Origin of the sequence: Pseudomonas benzopyrenica, assembly GCF_036884265.1 — a bacterium.
GTDB lineage: Bacteria > Pseudomonadota > Gammaproteobacteria > Pseudomonadales > Pseudomonadaceae > Chryseomonas > Chryseomonas benzopyrenica.
In genome coordinates this window covers 3,330,794-3,346,787 of the sequence record NZ_CP145723.1, presented here as the reverse complement: position 1 = coordinate 3,346,787, position 15,994 = coordinate 3,330,794, and the positions used below count along the sequence as shown (strand labels likewise).

Here is a 15,994-nt window from a genome sequence, read left to right as displayed (position 1 = left end):
CCCTGCGAACAGTGCGCTGCGTCAACTTTCCGTGACGCCGGCACCGGCAAGCGAGGAATGGGTGTGAAAGTCGACAAATCCCTGATGATGGGCAACATGCGTGGTCTGGCGCGCGGCAACCTGGGCGTGCCGCTGGCCGTCTTGGCGATGCTCGCCATGATGACCCTGCCGATGCCGCCGTTCCTGCTGGACGTGCTGTTCACCTTCAACATCGCCCTGTCGATCGTGGTCCTGCTCGTCAGCGTCTATGCCCTACGGCCGCTGGATTTCGCGGTCTTCCCGACCATTCTGCTGGTTTCGACCCTGCTGCGCCTGGCGCTGAACGTGGCCTCGAGCCGCGTGGTGCTGCTGCATGGCCAGGACGGCCACGACGCCGCGGGCAAGGTCATCCAGGCCTTCGGCGAGGTGGTGGTCGGCGGTAACTACGTGGTCGGTGCGGTGGTGTTCGCCATCCTCATGATCATCAACTTCGTGGTGGTGACCAAGGGTGCCGGCCGCATCTCCGAGGTGTCGGCGCGCTTCACCCTCGACGCCATGCCCGGCAAGCAGATGGCCATCGACGCCGACCTCAACGCCGGCATCATCGACCAGGCCGAAGCCAAGAAGCGCCGGACCGAAGTGGGCCAGGAAGCCGACTTCTACGGCTCCATGGACGGTGCCAGCAAGTTCGTCCGCGGTGACGCCGTCGCCGGCCTGCTGATCCTCTTCATCAACCTCATCGGCGGCATGGCCATCGGCATGGCCCAGCACGGTCTGCCGTTCGGCGAAGCGGCGCGCATCTACGCCCTGCTGACCATCGGTGACGGTCTGGTCGCCCAGGTTCCCTCGCTGCTGCTGTCGGTCGCTGCCGCCATCATGGTGACCCGGGTGTCCTCGTCGGAAGACATGGGCCAGCAGGTCAATCGTCAGATGTTCGCCTCGCCCAAGGCGCTGGCGGTCTCAGCCTTCATCATCATCGCCATGGGCCTGGTTCCGGGCATGCCGCACCTGCCGTTCCTCGGCCTGGGCGGCGCCGCCGCCGCCGGTGCCTGGCTGATCCACAAGCGCCAGCGTCAGGCCAAGCAGACCGCCGAGGTCGAAGCCAAGAAGCAACAGGACCTGGCCCCCGTGCAGCGCCCGGCCGAGGCCAAGGAGCTGGGCTGGGACGACGTGACCCCGGTGGACATGGTCGGTCTGGAAGTCGGCTACCGCCTGATCCCCATGGTCGATCGCAACCAGGGTGGCCAGCTGCTGGCGCGGATCAAGGGCGTGCGCAAGAAGCTGTCCCAGGACCTCGGTTTCCTCATGCCTTCGGTGCACATCCGCGACAACCTGGACCTGCTGCCCAACGCCTATCGTCTGACTCTTATGGGGGTGAGCGTGGCCGAAGCCGAGATCTATCCCGATCGCGAGCTGGCCATCAACCCCGGCCAGGTCTATGGCACCCTCAATGGCGTCGCCGCCAAGGATCCGGCATTCGGTCTGGAGGCCGTCTGGATCGACGTCACCCAGCGCGACCAGGCCCAGTCCCTCGGTTACACCGTGGTCGACGCCAGTACCGTGGTCGCCACCCACCTCAACCAGGTGCTCTTCAAGCACGCCCACGAGCTGATCGGCCACGAGGAAGTCCAGCAATTGCTGCAGGTGCTGGCCAAGAGCTCGCCCAAGCTGGCCGAAGAACTGGTGCCCGGCATCGTCTCCCTGTCGACCCTGCTCAAGATCCTCCAGCAGCTGTTGCAGGAGCAGGTACCGGTCCGTGACATCCGTACCATCGCCGAAGCCATCGCCAATGTCGGGCCGCGGAGTCAAGATCCCGCCGCCATCGCCGGTGCCGTGCGCGTCGCGCTGTCCCGCGCAATCGTCCAGAACATCGTAGGAATGGAGCCTGAGCTGCCTGTTATCACCCTTGAGCCAAGGTTGGAACAGATGTTGCTAAGTAGTATGCAGAAGGCCGGTCAAGGCGCCGAGGACGGCATGTTCCTCGAACCTGGCATGGCCGAAAAACTGCAGCGTTCCCTCGTCGAGGCGGCGCAGCGTCAGGAAATGATGGGTAAGCCAGTGGTGCTGCTGGTAGCCGGTGCGATCCGCGGGATGATGTCCCGCTTCGCCCGGATGGCGGCACCGAACATGAGTGTGCTGGCCTACCAGGAAATTCCGGACAACAAGCAGGTCACCATCGTCGCTACCGTTGGCCAGAATGGCTGAGGTCTAGATCATGCAAGTCAAACGTTTCTTCGCCGCCGATATGCGTCAAGCCATGAAGCTGGTACGCGACGAGCTGGGCCCGGACGCTGCCATCCTCAGCAACCGCCGGGTCGCCGGCGGGGTCGAGCTGACCGCGGCGCTGGACTACCAGGCTCCGGCACCGGCCGCGCCCAACGCGGAGCTGCAGGCGGAGTTGCGCAAGACCCATGCGAAGATCGCCCAGGCCCATGCCGACCTCAGTATCCGTGCGCCGGGCGTCCCCTCGGCCGCGCCGAAGGACAAGCAGTTGCTCGGCGCCATCAGCGCCGCCGACAGCCGTCGCGAGCCGGTGATCGCGCCGCCGCGCGCCCCCCAGCCGGCCGCCGCCGCGCCTGCCGCCAGTGCCGCGCCGGAAGACCGGCGTGCCCTGGAAGCCATGCGCAGCGAGCTCAGCGGCCTGCGTGAACTGCTGGAAGTCCAGCTCGGCTCCATGGCCTGGACCCAGGTGCAGTCCACCCGTCCGCAGCAAGCTGGCCTCTGGCGTCGCCTGCAGCGCATGGGCCTGCCGGCCGATCTGGCCCGGCACCTGCTCGACAGCGTGGCCAAGATCCAGGATCCGCGCCATGCCTGGCGCATGCTGCTGGCCAACTTCGCCCAGCTGGCCAAGACCACCGACGCCAAGATCCTGGAGGAGGGCGGTGTCGTCGCCTTCGTCGGTCCGGCCGGCATGGGCAAGACCACCACCCTGGCCAAGCTCGCCGCCAATTACGTGCTCAAGTACGGCCCCCAGAGCCTGGCGCTGGTCAGCATGGACAGCTTCCGCATCGGTGCCCAGGAGCAGATCAAGACCCTGGGCCGCATCCTCGACGTACCGGTAACCCTGGTCGATCCGGGCCAGTCCCTGGCACAGGCCCTGGCCCCCCTGGCGCGCAAGCGCCTGGTGCTGATCGACACCGCGGGCATGCCCGCCAACGATCCGGCGCTCAAGGCGCAGCTCGAAGCCCTGGCCAACCGCCAGCTGAAGATTCGCAACTACCTGGTGCTGGGCGTCACCAGCCAGAGCCAGGTGCTCAAGGCGGCCTACCACAGCTATCGGCGCTGCGGCCTGAGCGGCTGCGTGCTGACCAAGCTGGACGAAGCCGCCAGCCTCGGCGAAGCCCTGGGCCTGGCCATCAGCCAGCGCCTGCCGGTGGCCTACATCGCCGACGGCCCGCGCATCCCGGACGACCTGCATCCGGCGCGCAGCCACCAGTTGGTAAGCCGCGCCGTGAGCCTGCAGGCACCCGAGGAGCCGAGCGAAGAAACCATGGCTGGCATGCTGGCCGGCCTGTATCAGAGCAATGCCCGCCGCGCCGGTTAGCGCAGACGAACGGTAGTGGTGCATCGCATGCCTGGGCACGCCAAATGCACTTGGTCTAAAGTGTGACGGATTTCAATCAAAGGTATCAGGCAATGGGTAGCATGCATCCCGTCCAAGTCATAGCGGTCACGGGCGGTAAAGGCGGTGTCGGCAAGACCAACGTGTCGGTCAACCTGGCCTTGGCCCTGGCCGATATCGGGCGGCGCGTCATGCTGCTCGACGCCGACCTGGGCCTTGCCAACATCGACGTTCTGCTCGGCCTGTCGCCCAAGCGCACCCTGGCCGACGTCATCTCCGGCGAGTGCGAGCTGCGCGACGTGCTGCTGCACGGCCCGGGCGGCATCCGCATCGTCCCGGCGGCCTCGGGCACCCAGGCGATGGTCAATCTGACGCCGGCCCAGCACGCGGGCCTGATCCAGGCCTTCAGCGACATTAGCGAGAACCTCGACGTGCTCATCGTCGATACCGCTGCCGGCATCGGCGATCAGGTGGTCAGCTTCGTTCGCGCCGCCCAGGAAGTCCTGGTGGTGGTGTGCGACGAACCCACCTCCATCACCGACGCCTACGCCCTGATCAAGCTGCTCAATCGCGACCATGGCGTCACCCGGTTCCGGGTTCTGGCGAACATGGCGCTGACGCCCCAGGAAGGTCGCAATCTCTTTGCTAAGCTGACCAAGGTGACCGACAGATTCCTGGATGTCGCCCTGCAATACGTGGGCGCCATTCCGTTCGATGAGGCGGTGCGCAAAGCCGTGCAGAAGCAGCGCCCCGTGTTTGAAGCCTTTCCGCGTGCCAAGGCCTCGCTGGCCTTTCGTGCGGTGGCCCAGAAAGTCGATGGCTGGCCGCTGCCTGCCAATCCGCGCGGCCATCTCGAGTTCTTTGTCGAGCGCCTTGTGCAACCAGCCATCGGTACCCACGCATGACAGCATCCAGCGGGCTTCGCATGTACAGCAAAACCTCGGAACGTACCCAGCAGGAGCAACTCATCAACCGCTATGCGCCGTTGGTGAAACGCATCGCCTACCACCTCCTGGCGCGTCTGCCGGCCAGCGTGCAGGTCGAAGACCTGATGCAGGCTGGCATGATTGGGCTGCTGGAGGCCTCACGCAAATATGACGCCGGCAAGGGCGCCAGCTTCGAGACCTACGCCGGCATCCGCATCCGCGGCGCCATGCTCGACGAGGTGCGCAAGGGTGACTGGGCGCCGCGCTCGGTGCATCGCAACACGCGCATGGTCACCGACGCCATTCGTGCAGTGGAAGCGCGGACGGGTCGCGACGCTAAAGATTCCGAGGTCGCGGCCGAACTTAAATTGAGTCTGGATGAGTACTACGGCATCCTTGGCGACACCATGGGGAGTCGCCTGTTCAGTTTCGACGACCTCATGGAGGGTGGTGAGCATGGGCTCGAGGAGAGCGGTTCGCATGAACTCGAACCCGGTCGCGGTCTGGAAGATCAGCGCTTCCGCAAGGCCCTGGCCGACGCCATCGCCAATCTTCCGGAGCGTGAACGTCTGGTGCTCTCGCTGTATTACGACGAGGAACTCAACCTCAAGGAAATCGGCGAGGTGCTGGGCGTGAGCGAGTCACGCGTCTGCCAGCTTCACAGTCAATGCGCGGCACGCCTGCGGGCGCGGCTGGCGGAATGGCGTTCGCGTTAACCGGCTGGTACTCAGGCTACTACGATTGCTTAGACGCGCCTCATGGCGTGTGTGCGGATTAGGACGGAGGTCGACTTGGACAAGAACATGAAAATCCTCATCGTGGACGATTTTTCCACGATGAGACGCATCATCAAGAATTTGCTGCGCGATCTGGGATTCACCAATACCGCCGAAGCAGACGACGGCAACACCGCACTGCCGATGTTGCAGAGCGGCAACTTCGATTTTCTCGTCACCGACTGGAACATGCCTGGCATGACCGGCATTGACCTGCTGCGTCAGGTCCGCGCCGACGCGCGGCTGAAAACCCTGCCGGTGCTGATGGTGACCGCCGAAGCCAAGCGCGAGCAGATCATCGAGGCCGCTCAGGCCGGCGTGAACGGCTATGTGGTCAAGCCTTTCACCGCCCAGGTGCTGAAAGAAAAGATCGACAAGATCTTCGAGCGGGTGAACGGCTGAAGAAAGCCGCGGGGACGTTATGGATCAGCTTGGCTCCAACAGCTTCAGCGACTTCGAGTCGAATCTCAAACAGCACGCCCAAGAGTTGGTGAAATGCCTGGAAAGCGGCGATTTCACCCAGGCCGTGCATGTCATCAACGAGCTCAATCAACTGCGTGACCGGGGGCTCTACCAGGAAGTCGGCAAGCTGACCCGCGAATTGCACAACGCCATCGTCAACTTCGAGATCGATCCGCGCGGCATGGCCGGCGAAGAGGTCTCCCAGATCAGCGATGCCACCGATCGTCTCTCCTACGTGGTGAAGATGACCGAGAACGCCGCCAACCGGACCATGGATCTGGTGGAGGAGAGTGCCCCGCTGGTAGGCAACTTCGGTGACGAAGCCCGTGCCGTGCATGCCGACTGGAAGAAGTTCATGCGCCGGGAAATGGGCGCGGACGAATTCCGCGAGTTGGCCAAGCGCGTCGATGCCTTCCTCAGCCACAGCGAGAGCAGCGCCGAACAACTGTCGTCCAAGCTCAACGACATCCTCCTGGCGCAGGATTACCAGGACCTCACCGGTCAGGTGATCAAACGCGTGGTCAACCTCGTCGGGCAGATCGAGAAAGACCTCGTCAAGCTGGTGATGATGGCCAGCCAGGTCGATCGCTATACCGGCTTCAGTCACGATCACACCGCGCTGATCGAACAGAATCGAAAAGAAAAGACGATGAAGGGTGAAGGTCCGCAGATTCATGCCGATAAGCGTGAAGACGTCGTGGCCGCTCAGGTCGACGTCGACGATCTTCTATCCAGTCTGGGCTTCTGACCCAGACCCTCTTGGGGAGTGCAGGAATGAGCTTCGACGCCGATGAAGAAATCCTCCAGGATTTCCTGGTAGAGGCCGGCGAGATTCTCGAACAGTTGTCCGAACAATTGGTCGAGCTGGAAAGCCGCCCGGATGACATGGATCTGCTGAACGCCATTTTCCGTGGCTTCCATACCGTAAAGGGCGGTGCCGGTTTCCTGCAGCTCCATACCCTGGTCGAGTGCTGCCATATCGCGGAAAACGTATTCGACATCCTGCGCAAGGGCGAACGCCGCGTGGATGCCGAGCTGATGGATGTGGTGCTGCAGGCACTGGATTCCGTCAACGAGATGTTCGGTCAAGTCCGTGAACGCGAAGAGCCGACCCCGGCCTCGCCTGAATTGCTGGCGGCCCTGGCCCGCCTGGCCGAGCCCGCTGGCAGCGAGCCGGCGCCGGTCCCGGCTGCGCCCGTGACTGCCACCCCGGTCGTGGCCGCAGCGCCCGCGCCGACCGCCCCGGCGGCCGCCGAGCCGGAGCTGAGCGATGCCGATTTCCAGAATCTGCTCGATGCCCTGGGCAGCGAGCCGAGCGCGGCAGCGGCAACGCCTGCGGCCGCCAGTGGCGACGACATCACCGATGACGAATTCGAGGCCCTGCTCGATCAGTTGCATGGCAAGGGCAAGTTCAACGAGGCACCGGCCACCGCGCCGGTTGTCGCTGCGGCTCCTGCCGTGGCTGCGGCTGGTGGCGACGACATCACCGACGACGAATTCGAGGCCCTGCTCGACGAATTGCACGGCAAGGGCAAGTTCGTCGCGGACGAGGCCGCGGCACCGGTTGTAGCAGCGCCTGCTGCGGCGGCTCCAGCCGCCGCGACGGGTGGTGACGAGATCACCGACGACGAATTCGAATCCCTGCTCGACGAATTGCACGGCAAGGGCAAGTTCAGTGGTCCTGCTGTAGCCGCTGAGTCCGTGGCTGCGCCCGTTGCGGCAGCGCCGGCGCCCGTCGCCGCGCCTCAGCCCGCGCCGGCACCCGCACCGAAGCCGACGCCGGTCGCCGAGGCCGCGGCGCCCAAGCCTGCGGTGGCGGCAGCGCCTGCCGAGCGTCCCACCAGCGAGGCGGAGACCACCGTGCGGGTCGATACCGCGCGCCTGGACGAGATCATGAACATGGTCGGTGAACTGGTGCTGGTGCGTAACCGCCTGGTCCGCCTGGGCCTGAACAGCGGCGATGAGGCTATGGCCAAGGCCGTGTCCAACCTCGACGTGGTCACCGCCGACCTGCAGACCTCGGTCATGAAGACCCGGATGCAGCCGATCAAGAAGGTCTTCGGCCGTTTCCCGCGCCTGGTCCGCGATCTGGCGCGCAGTCTGAAGAAAGAGATCAACCTGGAACTGGTGGGCGAAGAAACCGATCTGGACAAGAACCTGGTCGAGGCCCTGGCCGATCCGCTGGTGCACCTGGTGCGCAACGCGGTCGACCACGGCATCGAAGGCCCTGCCGAGCGCGAAGAGAACGGCAAGTCCCGCGCCGGACGGGTGGTGCTCTCCGCCGAGCAGGAAGGCGACCACATCCTCCTGTCGATCTCCGACGACGGCAAGGGCATGGACGCGGATCTGCTGCGCAACAAGGCAGTGGAGAAGGGCCTGCTCGACCGCGACGCGGCCGATCGTCTGACCGAGACCGAGTGCTTCAACTTGATCTTCGCTCCAGGTTTCTCCACCAAGGCTGAGATCTCCGACATCTCCGGCCGCGGCGTGGGCATGGACGTGGTCAAGACCAAGATCAGCCAGCTCAACGGTACCCTGAACGTCTACTCGACCAAGGGCCAGGGCTCCAAGATCGTCATCAAGGTGCCCCTGACCCTGGCGATCATGCCGACGCTGATGGTGATGCTGGGCAACCAGGCCTTCGCCTTCCCGCTGGTCAACGTCAACGAGATCTTCCACCTCGACCTGTCCCGCACCAACGTGGTGGACGGCCAGGAAGTGGTGGTGGTACGCGACAAGGCGCTGCCGCTGTTCTACCTCAAGCGCTGGCTGGTGCCCAATGCGGCCCATGTCGAGCAGGGGGAAGGGCATGTGGTGATCCTCTCGGTAGGCACCCAGCGCATCGGCTTCGTGGTCGATCAGCTGGTGGGCCAGGAAGAGGTGGTCATCAAGCCCCTCGGCAAGATGCTGCAGGGCACGCCCGGCATGTCCGGGGCGACCATCACCGGCGACGGGCGCATCGCGCTCATCCTCGATGTGCCCAGCATGCTCAAGCGCTACGCCCGTCGCGGGCTCTGAGTCGGCCAGGTACGAGCGGCGTCGGGCCCGTGCTCGGCGCCATCGGGTGGCCTGCGCCGCCCCAGGTTAGGAGTTTCAACGTATGCCGGTAAAAGTACTGGTGGTGGACGATTCCGGCTTCTTCCGGCGTCGGCTCAAGGAAATCCTGGCGGCCGATCCCAACATCTCGGTGGTGGGCACGGCCAGCAACGGGCGCGAAGGGGTCGATCAGGCCCTGGCGCTGCGACCCGATGTCATCACCATGGACTACGAGATGCCGATGATGGACGGCATCACCGCGGTCCGCCACATCATGCAGAAGTGCCCGACCCCGGTGCTGATGTTCTCCTCGCTCACCCATGAAGGCGCCCGGGTCACCCTGGATGCCCTGGATGCCGGCGCGGTGGACTACCTGCCGAAGAATTTCGAGGACATCTCGCGCAATCCGGCCAGCGTGCAAAAGCTGCTGTGCGAGAAGATCCACCATATCGCCCGTTCCAACCGGCGCTTCGCCGTGGCCCCCAGCGTCGCGCCGGCGGTGCCCACTGGTGCCTCGGCCGCGCCTGCTGCTGCCCGCCCGGCACCACGTCCGGCGGCGCCCAGCGGCGCCCAGTCCGCGCATGCGCCCGTGGCTCCGGCTTCGCCGCCGCCCAAGCGCAAGCACTATCGCCTGGTGGCGATCGGCACTTCCACCGGTGGCCCGGTGGCCCTGCAGCGGGTGCTCACCCAGCTGCCAGCCAATTTCCCGGCGCCGCTGGTGCTGATCCAACACATGCCCGCGGCCTTCACCAAGGCCTTCGCCGAGCGTCTGGACAAGCTCTGCCGCATCAGCGTCAAGGAAGCCGAGGATGGCGACCAGTTGCGTCCGGGGCTGGCCTTGCTGGCACCCGGCGGCAAGCAGATGATGGTGGACGGTCGCGGGATGGTGAAGATCCTGCCCGGCGACGAGCGCCTCAACTACAAGCCTTGCGTCGACGTGACCTTTGGCTCCGCGGCCAAGGCCTATGCCGACAAGGTGCTGGCAGTGGTCCTGACCGGCATGGGCGCCGACGGTCGCGAAGGCGCGCGGATGCTCAAGCAGGTCGGCAGCCAGGTATGGGCCCAGGACGAAGCCAGTTGCGTCATCTACGGCATGCCCATGGCCATCGCCAAGGCCAATCTGGCCGATGCCATCTATGGCCTGGACGACATCGGCAGACACCTGACCGAGGCCTGTTCGTGACGCCAGACGTTCACCGGCCGGAAGGGCATTGAGCGTGGACGTGCTCAGTCTCATCGGCATCCTGCTGGCCTTTACCGCCATCATGGGTGGCAACCTGCTGGAGGGCGGTTCCTTTACCGCCCTGGCCAATGGACCGGCCGCGCTGATCGTGGTCGGCGGCACCCTGGGCGCCGTCCTGCTGCAGACCCGCCTGCCGGTACTGCGCCGCGCCCTGACCATGCTGGCCTGGGTGTTCGTGCCGCCACGGCTAGACCTCGTCGGCGGCATCCGCAAGGTGGTCAACTGGAGCAACGTGGCGCGCAAGGAAGGCCTGCTGGGCCTCGAACCCCTGGTCGCCCGCGAAGCCGATCCCTATGCCGCCAAGGGCCTGCAGTTGCTGGTGGACGGCACCGAACCGGAAGCCCTGCGCAGCATTCTCGAAGTGGACCTCTACGGCCAGGAAGACCGTGACATCGCCGCCGCCAAGGTCTACGAGGCCATGGGGGGCTATGCGCCCACGGTGGGCATCATCGGCGCAGTAATGGGCCTGATCCACGTCATGCAGAATCTGGCCGATCCCTCGCAACTGGGCAGCGGCATCGCCGTGGCCTTCGTCGCCACCATCTATGGCGTCGGCTTCGCCAACCTGCTGTTGCTGCCCGTCGGCAACAAACTCAAGGCGCTGGCTCAGCAACAGTCCCGCTATCGGGAAATGCTGCTGGAAGGTTTGATGTCCATTGGCGAGGGCGAGAATCCCCGCTCCATCGAAATGAAGTTGCAAGGTTTTCTGGACTAGGAGGACGCCGCATGCCTCGTCGTCGTCGCCGTCCCGAAGAACACGAGAACCACGAACGCTGGCTGGTCTCCTACGCCGACTTCATCACCCTGCTGTTCGCTTTCTTCGTGGTCATGTATTCCATCTCCTCGCTGAACGAGAGCAAGTACAAGGTGCTCTCGGACAGCCTCTCGGGCATCTTCAGCCAGCCAGAGCGCTCGCTCAAACCCATCCCCCTCGGCGACCAGCGTCCGGCGGGCGTGACGCCGACGGTGATGGATGCGAGCGCCGCTCAACCGGCCAAGGGCACCCCCAGCGATCCGCTGCAGCAGATCGCCGACAGCGTGCGAGCCACCTTCGGCGATCTCATCGCCGGCGACCAGCTGAACATCAAGGCCAGTGAAATGTGGCTGGAAATCGAGCTTAGCTCCAATCTGCTCTTCGCCAGTGGCGATTCCCTGCCGAGCAATCCCGCCTTCGGTCTCATGGAGAAGGTGGCCAAGATTCTGGCGCCGTTCAAGAATCCGATCCAGGTACAGGGCTACACGGACGACCGCCCCATCAGCACGGCGCTGTACCCCACCAATTGGGAACTGTCAGCAGCCCGAGCCGCCAGTATCGTGCGGCTGCTGATCGGCAATGGCATCGCCCCGCAGCGCTTGGCCGTGGTGGGCTATGGCGCCTATCAGCCGGTGGTCGACAACACCAGTGACGTCAATCGAGCCCGCAATCGGCGGGTCGTCCTGCTGATCTCGCGCAATCTCGACCTGTTCCGGCCGCAGAGCACCTTGCAAAATTCGTCGACTGGCACACAATCTGCAGCATCGCCTGGAGAACCGGCGCCCAGGGTGGCGCCTGTCAAATCTTCGTCGCCGGCCGCTACGCCGGCACCTTGACCCGGCTGGTCGTGTCGTCGGGAGGAAGTCTGCACATGAGAGTCTGGGCTGTCGCCAATCAGAAGGGTGGGGTGGGCAAGACCACCACCACCGTTGCCCTCGCCGGGTTGCTCGGCGATGAGGGCAAGCGCGTCCTGTTGGTGGATCTCGATCCCCACGGTTCCCTGACCAGTTATTTCGGTCAGGATCCGGACAGTCTCGAACACAGCGCGTTCGACCTGTTCCAGCACGGTGGCCAGGTGCCGGAAGGCCTGCCGAAGCGGCTACTGCTGCCCACCAGCCATCCACAGCTGTCGATGCTGCCGTCCAGCACCGCGCTGGCTACCCTGGAACGTCAGTCGCCGGGTCAGAGCGGCCTGGGCCTGGTGATCTCCAAGAGCCTGGCGCAGCTGTGGAACGACTTCGATCATGTGTTGATCGACAGTCCGCCGCTGCTCGGCGTACTCATGGTCAATGCCCTGGCGGCCAGCCAGCATCTGGTGATTCCTACCCAGACCGAATTCCTCGCGCTCAAGGGGCTCGAACGCATGGTCAACACCCTGACCATGATCAACCGCTCGCGCAAGCAGGCATTGCCCTACACCATAGTGCCGACCCTGTTCGACCGCCGGACCCAGGCTTCCATCGGTACCCTCAAGGTCTTGCGCAACACCTATCCGGCCCAGCTGTGGCAGGCCTTCATTCCCATCGATACCCGGTTGCGCGATGCCAGTCGCTCCGGCCAGGTTCCATCGCGCTACGAGGCCAACAGCCGCGGCGTCATCGCCTACCGGGCGTTGCTGCGGCATCTGCTCGAAGGCGCGCCCAGCAGCCAGGTGGCCTGATTCAAGTTTTCCACCCCGCCGGCCGATAGGCTGGACAACTCACCCACGTAGAACGCCATGAGCCAACCGACGTCCCTCGACAATCGTCCTCAGCGTGTCCTCCAGGGCTATCTCGATGCCCTGTTGCTGGATGCGTTCCTGGAATTGCCCACCGCCGAGGCCACCCCAGTGGAGGCTCCCGTGGTGGCTGCGGCCGCGCCGATCGTCAGCGTGAGCGAAGACGAATTCGCCGCTGCGGTGCGTGAGGAGCTCGAACGGGATGCCGCGCGGCAGCCCCGAGTCGTGCCGCTGGCCACCCGCCGTGCCGGGATCGCCCCGCCCGAGGTGCTGCTGCCTGAGCCCCAGGCGCTGCTGGCGCCGGAAACCGACATCGAGCTGGACTGGCGCGTCCCTGAATTGACGCCAGTCGCCGAGCCGGTGCGTCCGGTGGTGGAGGGCATTGCCGTGGGGACTCCGGCGGTGCAGCCGGTAGTGGCGGCTGGCGTACCGCCCAGCGCCGTATATCTGGAAGGTCGACCCGAGTGGGGTGAAGAGCCCTTCGAATGCCTGCTGTTCGACGTCGCCGGCCTGACCTTGGCCGCTCCCCTGGTCTGCCTGGGCTCCATCTATCCGCTCGCCGCCGAAGAGTTGACGCCGCTGTTCGGTCAGCCAGACTGGTTTCTGGGCCTGCTACCCTGCCAGGCTGGTAACCTGCGCGTGCTCGACGCCGCACGTTGGGTAATGCCCGAACGCTATCGTGACGACTATCGCGAAGGGCTGAAATTCGTGATATCGCTGCAAGGCCTGGATTGGGGGCTGGCCGTGCATGGCGTCAGCCATTCGGTACGGCTGGATCCTGCCGAGGTCAAATGGCGGAATCAGCGGGCCACTCGCCCGTGGCTGGCCGGTACGGTGATCGATCAGATGTGTGCGCTGCTGGATGTGGCGGCGCTCGCTGAACAGGTGGTGGGTGGCCGTCGCTAGGGCTGCTCGCTGCAACTAACCAGCGGGTTCGCCCGCTTCGCCGCACGTGCGGTATTTGACGAGGCTAGGGAACATGAAAAAAACGTCCGCACAGGGTTCCGAAGATCCGGTCCTGCAATGGGTCACCTTCCGCCTGGATAACGAGACCTATGGCATCAACGTGATGCAGGTCCAGGAAGTCCTGCGCTACACCGAAATCGCTCCGGTCCCCGGTGCGCCGAGCTACGTGCTGGGCATCATCAACCTGCGCGGCAACGTGGTGACGGTGATCGACACCCGTCAGCGCTTCGGTCTGTTGCCCACCGAAGTGACCGACAACACCCGTATCGTCATTATCGAGGCCGACAAGCAGGTCGTCGGTATCCTGGTCGACAGCGTGGCCGAGGTGGTCTACCTGCGGCAGTCGGAGATCGAGACCGCGCCCAACGTTGGCAATGACGAATCCGCCAAGTTCATCCAGGGCGTGTGCAACAAGAACGGCGAGCTGCTGATCCTGGTCGAGCTCGACAAGCTGATGACCGAAGAAGAGTGGTCGGAGCTGGAAAGCATCTGATGCTCGTCGGGCTGATCCTGCTCAGCGTCGCCTTGGGGCTGGCCTGTGCCGGCCTCGGTGGCTGCTGCTGGCTGCTCTGGCAACGCCAGCAGCAGCAGGCGGCCAAGCTGGCCGAGCGGGAGGCCCTGGTCGACAAGCGCATGCAGATCCTGCTCAAGCGTCTGGAAACCTACCAGGCCGGGCAGGTGCGCATGGGTGAGCAGGTGCAGGGGCTGGCCAAGGTGGTGGCACCCTTGCCCGATCGTTTGACCCAGATCGAGCAGAGCGACCCCACCAGTCTGTCGTTTTCCCAGGCCGCGCGTCTGGTTGGACTGGGCGCCAGCGCTGATGATCTCACCCAGGCCTGCGGCCTGTCCCAGGCCGAAGCCGAGCTGGTGGCCCGTCTGCATCGGCAGCGCCAGCAGCGTTCCGGCTGACCGCCGCCGCCGCAGGATCGCCGCCTCAGCTGACGATCCAGTAATAGAGCGCGATCACCACCAGCACCGCCAGCACCGGCTTGGCGACGCGATAGGCCTTGGGGTGGCGCCGCTTGAATTTCTTCACACCGCCACCGATACGATCCCCGAATCTCTTGCTGAAGGCATAGGCCTGGTTGATGCCGCCGACGCGTTCGCCTTCGACATTCTGCGGCGCCGTGGCGCTACCCAGGAAGCGGCTGACCGCCTGGTTGACGCGCGTCAGCAGACGATTGCGCAGGGGACGCTCCACGTCGCAGAAGAGGATGACCCGGGTCTGGTCGGTCTCGTTCTTCACCCAGTGCACATAGGTCTCGTCGAACATCACGTCCTCGCCGTCACGCCAGGCATAGGGCTCGCCGTCGACATAGATGCGGCAGGCGTCCGAGTTGGGCGTGGCCAGACCCAGGTGGTAGCGCAGCGAGCCGCCGAAGGGATCGCGATGGGGATTCAGATGGCTGCCGCCCGGCAGCAGGGCGAACATGGCGCCCTTGACGTTGGGAATCTGCCGCACCAGTTCGACGGTGCGCGGGCAAAGGGTCTGGGCGGAGGGCAGCGGTTCGCCGTACCAGGTCAGGTAGAAGCGCTTCCAGCCCTTCTTGAAGAAGGAACCGAAGCCGGCGTCATTGTCCTTTTCCGCGGCGCGGATATAGCCCTCGTCGAACAGCCGCAGGGCTTCGACGCGAATCTCCTGCCAGTTGTCCTTGAGCACGTCCAGCTCGGGAAAGCGGCTGCGATCCAGGTAGGGTTTGGACGGCACGCTGGAGAACAGGTACATCAAGGCGTTGTAGGGCGCGAACACCGCGGAGTGGTTGACCAGCTGGCGCAGGAAGGGCAGGCGAGCGCGTCCGCGAAGATGGACGAAGAGCACGCTGGCGACGAAGAGCAGGACGATCGCGAAGGTAATCATGGGCGAATGGTGATCGGCAGCGCCCGAACCAGGGGCGGATAGGTAATGACTGCATTATTTCACCCCAGAGAAAGGCTTGCACTCGCTTCGTCGGCTGCGCAGGATGGACACCCTGGCGCGCGGCCGCTTCCGAGCCGCGCCCCCTTGGATGATCTAGACGAGTCGTATCGATGAGCATGTCCCTACGCGACCAACTGCTGAAAGCCGGCTTGGTCAATGAAAAGCAGGCCAAGCAGGCCGTCAAGCAAAAGCAGAAGCAGACCCGCATGGAGCATCGTGGGCAGACGGAAAAGGACCGCTCCCAAGAGCTGGCCGTCCAGCAGGCCCAGGCGGAAAAACTGGCCAAGGACCAGGAACTCAACCGTGCCCAGGAAGAGAAGAAGAAGCGCAAGGCCGAGCAGGCGCAGATCAAGCAGCTGATCGAGACCAGCCGCCTGCCCAAGCTGAGCACCGAGGACTACTACAACTTCGTCGACGACAAGAAGGTCAAGCGCCTGTCGGTCAACGTCATGATGAGGGACAAGCTCAGCAAGGGCAGCCTGGCCATCGTGCGCTACGAAGGCCGCTACGAGGTGGTGCCGCGGGCTACCGCCGAACGCATCCAGGAACGCGATCCCAAGCGCGTGGTGCTGCTCAACGTGCAGAGCGGCGAGCCGGATCCGGACGATCCCTACGCGGCCTATCAGGTGCCGGACGACCTGATGTGGTAAGGCGG

Annotated in this window: 16 protein-coding genes; 15 read left to right on the top strand and 1 reads right to left on the bottom strand. The window is 64.7% G+C overall.

Annotated elements, in window-relative coordinates; genetic code table 11:
- The first annotated feature begins 84 nt into the window (after positions 1-84).
- The 14 genes from flhA (at position 85) to V6W80_RS15755 (ending at position 14,330) form a co-directional block, all read left to right on the top strand.
- Positions 85-2,184, top strand: a complete 2,100-nt coding sequence (gene flhA, locus V6W80_RS15820; protein ID WP_231893071.1) for a flagellar biosynthesis protein FlhA — start codon at positions 85-87, stop codon at positions 2,182-2,184.
- 10 nt (positions 2,185-2,194) lie between these two features.
- Positions 2,195-3,523: a flagellar biosynthesis protein FlhF gene (flhF, locus tag V6W80_RS15815; protein WP_064308323.1), complete on the top strand. Its 1,329-nt coding sequence runs from the start codon at positions 2,195-2,197 to the stop codon at positions 3,521-3,523.
- 92 nt (positions 3,524-3,615) lie between these two features.
- The gene (gene fleN / locus V6W80_RS15810; RefSeq protein WP_017642087.1) at positions 3,616-4,446 is read left to right on the top strand and encodes a flagellar synthesis regulator FleN; all 831 of its coding nucleotides are present in this window, start codon (positions 3,616-3,618) and stop codon (positions 4,444-4,446) included.
- On the top strand, positions 4,443-5,183 hold the full coding sequence (fliA, locus tag V6W80_RS15805) for an RNA polymerase sigma factor FliA (RefSeq protein ID WP_026083964.1): 741 nt from the start codon (positions 4,443-4,445) through the stop codon (positions 5,181-5,183). Before fleN ends, fliA begins: the two co-directional genes overlap by 4 nt.
- 87 nt (positions 5,184-5,270) lie before the next feature.
- Positions 5,271-5,645 carry a chemotaxis response regulator CheY gene (locus tag V6W80_RS15800; protein ID WP_169853335.1) on the top strand — a complete coding sequence of 125 codons (375 nt, stop codon included), beginning with the start codon at positions 5,271-5,273 and terminating at the stop codon, positions 5,643-5,645.
- A 19-nt stretch (positions 5,646-5,664) separates the two neighbouring features.
- Entirely contained in the window at positions 5,665-6,453 is a 789-nt protein-coding gene (locus V6W80_RS15795; protein ID WP_093254844.1) for a protein phosphatase CheZ, read from the top strand.
- A gap of 26 nt (positions 6,454-6,479) precedes the next feature.
- Positions 6,480-8,723, top strand: coding sequence for a chemotaxis protein CheA (locus V6W80_RS15790; protein ID WP_160923476.1), 2,244 nt, complete (start codon positions 6,480-6,482; stop codon positions 8,721-8,723).
- Between the two features lie 82 nt (positions 8,724-8,805).
- Positions 8,806-9,924: a protein-glutamate methylesterase/protein-glutamine glutaminase gene (locus V6W80_RS15785; RefSeq protein WP_017642091.1), complete on the top strand. Its 1,119-nt coding sequence runs from the start codon at positions 8,806-8,808 to the stop codon at positions 9,922-9,924.
- A 34-nt stretch (positions 9,925-9,958) separates the two neighbouring features.
- Positions 9,959-10,699 carry a flagellar motor protein gene (locus V6W80_RS15780; RefSeq protein ID WP_026083965.1) on the top strand — a complete coding sequence of 247 codons (741 nt, stop codon included), beginning with the start codon at positions 9,959-9,961 and terminating at the stop codon, positions 10,697-10,699.
- Positions 10,700-10,710: 11 nt separating this feature from the next.
- Positions 10,711-11,574, top strand: a complete 864-nt coding sequence (gene motD / locus V6W80_RS15775) for a flagellar motor protein MotD (protein WP_338544780.1) — start codon at positions 10,711-10,713, stop codon at positions 11,572-11,574.
- A 35-nt stretch (positions 11,575-11,609) separates the two neighbouring features.
- Positions 11,610-12,398, top strand: a complete 789-nt coding sequence (locus V6W80_RS15770) for a ParA family protein (protein ID WP_017642094.1) — start codon at positions 11,610-11,612, stop codon at positions 12,396-12,398.
- A gap of 57 nt (positions 12,399-12,455) precedes the next feature.
- Positions 12,456-13,361 carry a chemotaxis protein CheW gene (locus V6W80_RS15765; RefSeq protein WP_160923479.1) on the top strand — a complete coding sequence of 302 codons (906 nt, stop codon included), beginning with the start codon at positions 12,456-12,458 and terminating at the stop codon, positions 13,359-13,361.
- Between the two features lie 73 nt (positions 13,362-13,434).
- The gene (locus tag V6W80_RS15760; protein WP_007160357.1) at positions 13,435-13,914 is read left to right on the top strand and encodes a chemotaxis protein CheW; all 480 of its coding nucleotides are present in this window, start codon (positions 13,435-13,437) and stop codon (positions 13,912-13,914) included.
- Positions 13,914-14,330: a DUF2802 domain-containing protein gene (locus V6W80_RS15755; RefSeq protein ID WP_007160356.1), complete on the top strand. Its 417-nt coding sequence runs from the start codon at positions 13,914-13,916 to the stop codon at positions 14,328-14,330. The genes V6W80_RS15760 and V6W80_RS15755 overlap by 1 nt, the downstream gene beginning before the upstream one ends.
- A 25-nt stretch (positions 14,331-14,355) precedes the next feature.
- Here the strand turns inward: V6W80_RS15755 and V6W80_RS15750 are convergent, their stop codons facing one another.
- A complete protein-coding gene (locus V6W80_RS15750) occupies positions 14,356-15,279 on the bottom strand; it encodes an aspartyl/asparaginyl beta-hydroxylase domain-containing protein (protein WP_338544779.1) in 924 nt (307 codons plus the stop codon).
- A 170-nt stretch (positions 15,280-15,449) separates the two neighbouring features.
- Here V6W80_RS15750 and V6W80_RS15745 point away from each other — a divergent pair, with 170 nt between their 5' ends.
- A complete protein-coding gene (locus tag V6W80_RS15745) occupies positions 15,450-15,989 on the top strand; it encodes a DUF2058 domain-containing protein (protein WP_017642097.1) in 540 nt (179 codons plus the stop codon).
- Positions 15,990-15,994 lie beyond the last annotated feature (5 nt).

Excerpts from the sequence above, each read along its gene's own strand:
- flhA (WP_231893071.1), top strand. The coding sequence starts at position 85 with ATGATGGGCAACATGCGTGGTCTGGCGCGCGGCAACCTGGGCGTGCCG.
- flhF (WP_064308323.1), top strand. The coding sequence starts at position 2,195 with ATGCAAGTCAAACGTTTCTTCGCCGCCGATATGCGTCAAGCCATGAAG.
- fleN (WP_017642087.1), top strand. The coding sequence starts at position 3,616 with ATGGGTAGCATGCATCCCGTCCAAGTCATAGCGGTCACGGGCGGTAAA.
- fliA (WP_026083964.1), top strand. The coding sequence starts at position 4,443 with ATGACAGCATCCAGCGGGCTTCGCATGTACAGCAAAACCTCGGAACGT.
- V6W80_RS15800 (WP_169853335.1), top strand. The coding sequence starts at position 5,271 with ATGAAAATCCTCATCGTGGACGATTTTTCCACGATGAGACGCATCATC.
- V6W80_RS15795 (WP_093254844.1), top strand. The coding sequence starts at position 5,665 with ATGGATCAGCTTGGCTCCAACAGCTTCAGCGACTTCGAGTCGAATCTC.
- V6W80_RS15790 (WP_160923476.1), top strand. The coding sequence starts at position 6,480 with ATGAGCTTCGACGCCGATGAAGAAATCCTCCAGGATTTCCTGGTAGAG.
- V6W80_RS15785 (WP_017642091.1), top strand. The coding sequence starts at position 8,806 with ATGCCGGTAAAAGTACTGGTGGTGGACGATTCCGGCTTCTTCCGGCGT.
- motD (WP_338544780.1), top strand. The coding sequence starts at position 10,711 with ATGCCTCGTCGTCGTCGCCGTCCCGAAGAACACGAGAACCACGAACGC.
- V6W80_RS15770 (WP_017642094.1), top strand. The coding sequence starts at position 11,610 with ATGAGAGTCTGGGCTGTCGCCAATCAGAAGGGTGGGGTGGGCAAGACC.
- V6W80_RS15765 (WP_160923479.1), top strand. The coding sequence starts at position 12,456 with ATGAGCCAACCGACGTCCCTCGACAATCGTCCTCAGCGTGTCCTCCAG.
- V6W80_RS15760 (WP_007160357.1), top strand. The coding sequence starts at position 13,435 with ATGAAAAAAACGTCCGCACAGGGTTCCGAAGATCCGGTCCTGCAATGG.
- V6W80_RS15755 (WP_007160356.1), top strand. The coding sequence starts at position 13,914 with ATGCTCGTCGGGCTGATCCTGCTCAGCGTCGCCTTGGGGCTGGCCTGT.
- V6W80_RS15750 (WP_338544779.1), bottom strand. The coding sequence starts at position 15,279 with ATGATTACCTTCGCGATCGTCCTGCTCTTCGTCGCCAGCGTGCTCTTC.
- V6W80_RS15745 (WP_017642097.1), top strand. The coding sequence starts at position 15,450 with ATGAGCATGTCCCTACGCGACCAACTGCTGAAAGCCGGCTTGGTCAAT.